Here is a 7,277-nt window from a genome sequence, read left to right on the forward strand (position 1 = left end):
GTCGCCCTGTCGGCCGTGCTGAACCTGGTCGGCGCCTTCCTGTCCACCGCGGTCGCGGCCACCATCGCCAAGGGTCTGGTCCATGCCGAGCTGGTGACCCTGGAGCTGGTGTTCGCCGGGCTGGTCGGCGGTATCGTCTGGAACCTGCTGACCTGGCTGCTCGGCATCCCGTCCAGCTCATCGCATGCGCTCATCGGCGGGATCATCGGCGCGATGATCGCCGCGGCCGGTGGGCACGGGGTGATCTGGCGCGGCGTCATCTCCACCGTGGTCGTCCCGGCCGTTCTCGCGCCGCTGATCGCCGGCGCCGTGGCCGCACTCGGCACCTGGCTGGTGTATCGGGCGTTGCGCGGCATTCCGGAGGACCGCACCGGCACCGCGTTCCGCTACGGACAGATCGGCTCGGCGTCCCTGGTATCGCTGGCCCACGGCACCAACGACGCCCAGAAGACCATGGGGGTCATCTTCCTCGCGCTGATCTCCTACGGCGCCGCGGCCAAGACCGATGTCATGCCCCCGCTGTGGGTCATCATCGCGTGCGCCGTCGCGATCGCGGCGGGCACCTATTCGGGCGGCTGGCGCGTCATCCGCACCCTGGGCAAGGGGCTGGTCGACATCACCCCGCCCCAGGGGCTGGCCGCCGAATGCTCGTCGGCGTCGATCATCCTGCTCTCCAGCAGCTTCGGCTACTCGCTGTCCACCACCCACGTCGCGACCGGGTCGATCATGGGCAGCGGCCTCGGCCAGCCCGCCGGTGAGGTGCGGTGGTCGGTGGCCCGAAAGATGGTGTACGCGTGGCTGATCACGCTGCCCGCCGCGGGACTGGTCGGTGCCCTGTCCTACTTTCTGGTGCACGGCATCGGCGGCTTCGCCGGAGTCCTGGTCGGGTTCCTGCTGCTGCTCGCCGCCGGCATCGCCATCTGGTTCAAGGCGCGCAAACCCCCGATCGACCACACCAACGTCAACAACAAGTGGCGGGGCAGCCTCACCGCGGGCGCCGAGGCACCCACGCCGGATCCGGCGCCCACCTTCGATCTGCCGCCCGCGATCGGGCCGCTCGACGCGGTCCGGAACACTCAACGCGAAGGAAGGCAGAGCGCGTGACCTCGTGGATCGACCTCACCGCCGTCGGCAAGATCGTGCTGTTCGGTGTCCTGGTGGGCGCCGCCCTGCCCGCGCTGTTCGCCCTGGCCGTCCGGCTGCACGCGGTGGCGAACGGCCCGGGACCCGTCACCGGGCCGGCCCGGCGGCGCGTCCTGGTGGTGATCAGTGGCGCGCTGGTCACCTTCGTCGTGCTCGCCGCGATCGTCGGCGTGCTCTTCATCGCCCGCGACTTCATCGGGCATCACACCGGTTGGTATCTGCTGGGCGCCGTCCCCAAGTGACCAAACGAGCGCCATCGGACAATGGCGCGCGATAGCGTAGCCGAATGGCAGCCTTATCCTGCACCGTTCGACGTGTGCTGATCGCCGGTGGGTTCGCCCTCGCGGCGCTGGCGCCCGCGGTCGGGGCGGTGCCCACCGGTCCGCCCGTCCACCTGGCGGACTGCCCGAACGGCGAGGAGGGCGACCTCTACACCGGGACGTGCGCGCCGTACCTGGTTCCGAACTCACCCGCGACGCCCGCGACACCCGCCGCGTCGTCGGCCCCGCCGAATCTGTGCCCACCCGGAGTCAGCGGTTCGGAATGCCAGCTCTCGACCGGCGACGGGACCGGGCCCGGACAGCCCCAGCTGCCCGGCCAGATCGCACCGCAACAACCCGAGGAAGAACTCCAGGACGTCAGCACGCCCGACTACTGACGGTCACGCCGGCGATTCGGGTGACATCCGTGCCCGCAGGGAGTCGTAGATCGGCGGCGATCGGGTGAGCTCGGCGGCCAGTACGGCCGCGGCGGTGGCGGCCAGCATCGGGATGGCGACCGATGTGGTGGCCGTCATCTCGATGACGATGACGATCCCGGTGACCGGTGCCCGCACGGTCGCCCCGAAGAACGCCGCCATCCCGACCAGGGCCATCGGGATGGCCAGCATGGTCACGTCGCCGGGCCAGAGCGCGCCGACGCCGCCGACGAACAGCAGGCCCCACAGCGCCCCGACCGCGAGCAGCGGCGCGAACAGTCCGCCCGGCACGGCCGCCGAGTAGGACAGCGGACCCGCGATCAACCGCACCAGCAGGCAGCCGGCGACGACGGGAAGCACGATGTGGTGCCCGCCGAGGATCATCTGCGTCAGGCTGTCGCCACCGCCCACCGCCAGCGGGTAGACGAACATCGCCAGCCCGATCACCGCACCGATCACGGCCGCCTTCGCGAGCACCGGAATGCGTTGCAGCCCACCGACATGGTCGAGGAACCACAGCACCAGCCGGTTGTACACCACACCGAGTCCGCCGGTGAGCAGCCCGAACAGCACGAAGAGCGGGAGCCAGGCGAGCGCGGGAGCCGGGATCGGCTCGAGGAAGAAGTCGGGGTCGTTGCCGAGGAGCAGCCGCATACATCCGACCGCGGCGGCCGCCGCGAACAGGGTGGCGAGCACGGTCTGCCAGCGGAAGGATTTGGTCACCTCTTCGAGCGCGAACAGCGTGCCGCCGATCGGCGCGTTGAAGGCGACGGCCAGACCGGCGCCGCCGACCGCGGTCTGCATCATCCGGACATCGGGATCGGAAAGTCTTGTGCGCCGGGCCGCTTCGGCCCCGATGGCCGCGCCCATGTGCACCATCGGACCCTCGCGCCCCAGCACCAGTCCCGAACCGATGGACAGCACCCCGCCGATGAACTTCGCCGGCAGCAGGATCGGCAGCGGTGGTCGCGCATCGCCCCGGTAGACCGCCTCGACGTGCTGGATGCCGCTACCCGCGGCCAGCGGAACCCACCGTACGATCAGCGCCGCGGCTGTCGCGCCGGCCGCCGCGGCGGCCATCGGCACCAGCCAGCCCGGGCCGGGCAGTCCGTGCGCCCAGTCGACGAATTCGATCCGCAACCGGTCGGCGGTCAGCAGGCACCAGCGGAAGGCGCCGCCGACGAAGCCGATCACCACGCCGGCGAGGGTCGCGGTGACGCACACAAGCAGTGCCCCGCGGCCGGATGTCGGCTCGGTCATGACGTGTGGTCGTCGCCGCGGCGCAGTTCGCCGGCCGCGACGCCGAGGATCTCGTCGGCGAGGCCGACCGCGACGAAGTGCCCGGCCCCCTCGACGGGATGCCAGATCGCTGCGGGCATCGCGTCGGCCACCGCCTTGTTGATCGGATCGGGAACCAGCCGATCGTCGAGCCCCTGCCACAGGTGCACCCGCCGTTCGATCTTCGCGACGTCGAAAGCCCAACGCCGGTAAAGAAGTTCGGCATCACCCACCAGCCCGCGGCTGCCCTGGGCGAAGCACTCGGCCAGCTCCTCGGTGAGGACGGCCGCCACCTCGGGCCTCAGCAGGATCTCGCGGTCGGAGTCGTTGACCGCATCGCGGAGCTGTTTGACGAAATTGCCACCGAACCGTTTGGCGACCACGCCGATGGACGCGTACATCAGCCGGAAGCCGGGGGTGAAGTGCAGTGCGAGCCGCCCGCCCCAGGCATCGGCCTTCGACAGGTAGGGCTTGGCCCAGTTGTCCCCGAACGCGCCGTAGCTGCCTGGTGCGATGCTGGTGACGTGGCGCAACCGGGCCGGATCGATGTAGGCGGCCGCCGCCAGCGCCCACGGTCCGCCCTCCGACCATCCCGTGACCCCGAATTCGCGGTACCCCAACGTGTCCGCGACGGCGGTGAGGTCCTCGGCCCAGCCGGCGTAGCTGCGACCGGCCTGCGGGCTGGACCGCCCCATGCCCGGCCGGTCGACACAGATGAACCGCAGCCGGTTTCGCAGCGCCGCACCGGCGAACAGCCGCGCCTCGTACCTGCTGCCGGGGCCGCCGTGGTTGTGCAGGACCAGCGGCCCGTCCGGATCGCCGACCTCGAGATAGGCGAGCTCGCGGCGGTCCCCGACCGTCACCACCTGTGCCATCCGGCCACCTCCGGAAAAGCGGCGCCGCCGGCTCGGTGATCGAGCCGGCGGCGGCCGTGTAATTCGGTTGTCCGGAAGCTTACTTCGGCGTGACGGTTTCGGCGAAGGTTCCGTCACCCTTGTTCAGCCAGGTGATCGTGCCGTGCTGGAATTCACTGATCCAACCGCCGTTGGCGACGTCCGGGCCGCCCGCCGTTTCGGCCTCGTCGGCGGTCGGGAAGCCCAACTGCCCTGCCGGGCCGCCGTTTCCGGTGTAGACCCGAAGGATCTCACCCTGCACCACATGCGCACCCGCCGACGGCGAAGAGTAGATGGTGCCGTTGGCGAACGCCTGCGCCGTGCCGTCGCCGACCTTCTCGGGTTGGGCGGTCGGAAGGCCAAGCGTGCCTTCGCCGCCGGCCTTGGTGTAGGCCTCGGCGGTCGGACCGTCGAGCGTCACATCACCGACACCGGGAACGTTCAGGGTGCTCGGCTCACCGCCACCCCCGGGAGCACCCTCGGGAGCGCCTCCGGGAGCCGCCGGCGCCTCGCTGGAGGCGCCCTCGGTAGCGGATTTCGCGGCACTCGTGCCGGCGTCGACGGCCGACGACGCGGCGCTGGTGGCGCTCGACACCGCGTCCTTGGCGGAATCTTGCTGTTCTTGCGAGCATGCGACGGCGGCTGCGCCCGCGATTGCTAAAGCTGCAGCTACGGCGCCTGTACGTTTCATCAGCTTTGAGTTCATAGGCCGAAACTAACATCGTCGACAACGAATCTGTCGGCAAATCGCGGAGGGATGGGACAGCTAACCCAGGTGTGGGACGGACGCGAACATGCCCGCCTCCGCCGCGGGTCCCCCTCGGGAACCGGGTTGACCTGGCGATACGGCGCGACCTGGAGATGGCTGAGGCCAGGACCCCCAGGTTGGTGGCCGGATCGCCCATTCGATCGTGAATGCGGGTGCATATATCGCTCATGGACCGCCCGATTGGCAAATGGTCCAACCTATATCCCGAAAATGGTCACCGGCGCCACCATCATCGGCGCCGAACTTCGCCCGCGAAACGCACAGCGACCGTACAGAAATGGGCGAGCGCCACCGGAATCACACCAGCGTTCGGGGTGACGGGTGGCCCGGCCCGGATTCGATCAGTCCGTCGGTGCGGGCGTTGACGACGCCATGCTCCCAGCTGATCACCGTGGCCGCGATCACCGTGATGGCGGTGACGAAGCCGGCCGCCGAGGCCACCGCCCCCGCCCCGTGGACACCGAGCAGGATGGCCACGACCGCTCCGGCGAATATCAGCCCGGCCACGAGCGCCCCTCGCCACCAGGCGCGATGCCGTATTCCGGACACCGCACGGGTGTCCTCGCGACGCGTTGATTCGATCGGCGTGGTCATGCAGACCACTGTCCCTACGCAGGCTGAGGAGGGATGAAGCGTTCGTTGTGGAAATCCTCTGAACTCAGCGCGCCGCCGGCGCGACCGGGCGAACCCGGGCTACGGGTTAGGGTGATCCGCTATGGCCACCTTTGACCGTCGAAGCATGATGATGATGTCGGGTCTCGGCGTGATCGCGGCGGCGATGCCGGTCCGGCAAGCCGCCGCCAGCCCGGCCCCGCCGCAGGCACCGGCGCAGTCCGGAGTGTCGTACGTGTTCGCCGACGAATTCGACGGGTCCGCGGGCTCGGCACCGAACGCGTCGAAGTGGACCATCGCGAAGGCCCGCGAGACCATCAAGGACCCCACCTACTGGGAACAGCCCGGCCGCATCGGCCAGTACCGCGACGACCGCAAGAACGTCTTCGTCGACGGCAAGTCGAATCTGGTCATCCGCGCCACCAAGGAGGGCGACGCCTACTACGGCGCCAAGCTCGCCAGCGTGTGGGAAGGCGGCGCCGGCCACACCTGGGAGGCGCGGATCAAGTTCAACTGTCTGACCGCGGGCGCCTGGCCGGCGTTCTGGCTGGGCACCCTCGGCGAGGGTGAACTCGACATCGTCGAGTGGTACGGCAACGGCAAATGGCCGTCGGCGACCACCGTGCACGCCAAGTCGAACGGCGGCGAATGGGAGACCCACAACATCGCGGTGGACAACGCCTGGCACACCTGGCGCACCCAGTGGGATGCCAACGGCGCGCGTTTCTGGCAGGACTACACCGACGGCGCGCAGCCGTATTTCGAGGTCGCGGCGAGCGCGCTGCCCGACTGGCCGTTCAGCCAGCCGGGCTACACGATGTTCGTGGTGTTGAACCTCGCGGTCGCGGGGTCCGGCGGCGAGGATCCCAGCGGCGGCACCTACCCGGCCGACATGCTGGTGGACTGGGTGCGGGTCTGGTGAGTTCCGAGACACCGCGCGACCGCACCGGCGCCGCCACCACCGTCACCGAGCACCCCGACCGGTTCACCATCGAAGTCGACGGCACCACGGTCGGGCTGGCCGATTATCAGGACCGCGATGGCCGTCGCATCTTCCCGCACACCGAGGTTCAGCCCGCCTACCGCGGCCGCGGACTGGCGACCCTCCTGATCGCCGAGGCTCTGCGCCGCACCCGCTCGGCCGGGCTGCGGATCGTGCCGACGTGCTGGATGGTGGCCGAATACATCGACAAGCATCCGGAATACGCCGATATCACCGACGCTCGGTAGCTGACGCCGCCGGCCTGGGCCCCGGACGCGTCAACCGCGTTCGCGGTCCACGAGGCGCAGCGCTCCCCCTTCGGATTCCCAACGCTGATGCGCCAGGACGGCGAGCCGACGGTCGCGCGCCTCCCGCGGCCCGATCCCCAACAGTTGGTCGGGGGTGGATACGTCCTCGGGTGCCGACGCCGACATCACGGCCGTGTACGCGAGGGCCGGATCGGTGCGCGGTGGAACAACCAGCAGAACCAGCGCGCCGAAACCGCCGCCGATCACCGACAATGTGTTGGTCGACGCATCGGCTTCGGTCAGGATGACGCTGTGGCCCCGGAATTCCATCCGCAATGATGCCTGCGCCCAGTTACTCCCGTCGTAGACGACCCGGTCCACCGTGCCGAGCAGGGGCGTGAGCGCGGCGAGCAGCTGCGGCAGTTCGGTGGACAGTCGATCGGTCCGTGGCCACCACGCGCCCTGCACGAACCCGCACGAGCGGTGGGCGGGCTTCAGCCGCAGTCGGAGATTGTCGGGTGTCGATCGGTGTGTTTGGGCGACCCCGAGGGACAGAGTTGGTGCAGACATCAACGGCCTCCCGCCTTGATCCAGCGAGAATGACACCGACGTCATCGGCGTTCAGATCTCATTCTCTAGGTAGTAATATAAAGGA

General features: G+C 69.5%; 10 protein-coding genes. 5 read left to right on the top strand and 5 right to left on the bottom strand.

Annotated elements, in window-relative coordinates:
- From ACWDTP_RS36005 to ACWDTP_RS36015, 3 genes are all read left to right on the top strand, one after another.
- Positions 1-1,104 (top strand): anion permease (locus tag ACWDTP_RS36005; protein ID WP_450027997.1); only part of this gene is annotated, 1,104 nt, incomplete at its 5' end.
- Positions 1,101-1,385, top strand: a complete 285-nt coding sequence (locus ACWDTP_RS36010) for a hypothetical protein (RefSeq protein ID WP_450027998.1) — start codon at positions 1,101-1,103, stop codon at positions 1,383-1,385. The genes ACWDTP_RS36005 and ACWDTP_RS36010, both read left to right, overlap by 4 nt.
- Before the next feature lie 44 nt (positions 1,386-1,429).
- Positions 1,430-1,801, top strand: coding sequence for a hypothetical protein (locus ACWDTP_RS36015; RefSeq protein WP_450027999.1), 372 nt, complete (start codon positions 1,430-1,432; stop codon positions 1,799-1,801).
- Between the two features lie 3 nt (positions 1,802-1,804).
- Here the strand turns inward: ACWDTP_RS36015 and ACWDTP_RS36020 are convergent, their stop codons facing one another.
- The 4 genes from ACWDTP_RS36020 to ACWDTP_RS36035 all read right to left on the bottom strand — a co-directional run bounded on the left by ACWDTP_RS36020 (position 1,805) and on the right by ACWDTP_RS36035 (position 5,374).
- Positions 1,805-3,100 (bottom strand): chloride channel protein, encoded by a 1,296-nt coding sequence (locus ACWDTP_RS36020; RefSeq protein WP_450028000.1) that lies wholly within the window; start codon positions 3,098-3,100, stop codon positions 1,805-1,807.
- Complete coding sequence (locus ACWDTP_RS36025; RefSeq protein ID WP_450028001.1) at positions 3,097-3,993, bottom strand: alpha/beta fold hydrolase; 897 nt, start codon at positions 3,991-3,993, stop codon at positions 3,097-3,099. The genes ACWDTP_RS36020 and ACWDTP_RS36025 overlap by 4 nt, the downstream gene beginning before the upstream one ends.
- Positions 3,994-4,072: 79 nt before the next feature.
- Positions 4,073-4,717 carry an LGFP repeat-containing protein gene (locus ACWDTP_RS36030; protein WP_450028002.1) on the bottom strand — a complete coding sequence of 215 codons (645 nt, stop codon included), beginning with the start codon at positions 4,715-4,717 and terminating at the stop codon, positions 4,073-4,075.
- A gap of 360 nt (positions 4,718-5,077) precedes the next feature.
- On the bottom strand, positions 5,078-5,374 hold the full coding sequence (locus ACWDTP_RS36035; protein WP_450028003.1) for a hypothetical protein: 297 nt from the start codon (positions 5,372-5,374) through the stop codon (positions 5,078-5,080).
- Between the two features lie 121 nt (positions 5,375-5,495).
- On the opposite strand from ACWDTP_RS36035, the gene ACWDTP_RS36040 reads away from it, so the two are divergent.
- Complete coding sequence (locus tag ACWDTP_RS36040; protein WP_450028004.1) at positions 5,496-6,314, top strand: glycoside hydrolase family 16 protein; 819 nt, start codon at positions 5,496-5,498, stop codon at positions 6,312-6,314.
- Positions 6,311-6,622 (top strand): GNAT family N-acetyltransferase, encoded by a 312-nt coding sequence (locus ACWDTP_RS36045; protein ID WP_450028005.1) that lies wholly within the window; start codon positions 6,311-6,313, stop codon positions 6,620-6,622. The genes ACWDTP_RS36040 and ACWDTP_RS36045 overlap by 4 nt, the downstream gene beginning before the upstream one ends.
- Positions 6,623-6,652: 30 nt before the next feature.
- On the opposite strand, the gene ACWDTP_RS36050 is transcribed toward ACWDTP_RS36045, so the two are convergent.
- A complete protein-coding gene (locus ACWDTP_RS36050; protein ID WP_450028006.1) occupies positions 6,653-7,192 on the bottom strand; it encodes a DUF5994 family protein in 540 nt (179 codons plus the stop codon).
- Between the last annotated feature and the right edge of the window lie 85 nt (positions 7,193-7,277).

It is taken from the genome of Mycobacterium sp. NPDC003449 (assembly GCF_053588415.1).

Excerpts from the sequence above, each read along its gene's own strand:
- ACWDTP_RS36015 (WP_450027999.1), top strand. The coding sequence starts at position 1,430 with ATGGCAGCCTTATCCTGCACCGTTCGACGTGTGCTGATCGCCGGTGGG.
- ACWDTP_RS36020 (WP_450028000.1), bottom strand. The coding sequence starts at position 3,100 with ATGACCGAGCCGACATCCGGCCGCGGGGCACTGCTTGTGTGCGTCACC.
- ACWDTP_RS36025 (WP_450028001.1), bottom strand. The coding sequence starts at position 3,993 with ATGGCACAGGTGGTGACGGTCGGGGACCGCCGCGAGCTCGCCTATCTC.
- ACWDTP_RS36030 (WP_450028002.1), bottom strand. The coding sequence starts at position 4,717 with ATGAACTCAAAGCTGATGAAACGTACAGGCGCCGTAGCTGCAGCTTTA.
- ACWDTP_RS36035 (WP_450028003.1), bottom strand. The coding sequence starts at position 5,374 with ATGACCACGCCGATCGAATCAACGCGTCGCGAGGACACCCGTGCGGTG.
- ACWDTP_RS36040 (WP_450028004.1), top strand. The coding sequence starts at position 5,496 with ATGGCCACCTTTGACCGTCGAAGCATGATGATGATGTCGGGTCTCGGC.
- ACWDTP_RS36050 (WP_450028006.1), bottom strand. The coding sequence starts at position 7,192 with ATGTCTGCACCAACTCTGTCCCTCGGGGTCGCCCAAACACACCGATCG.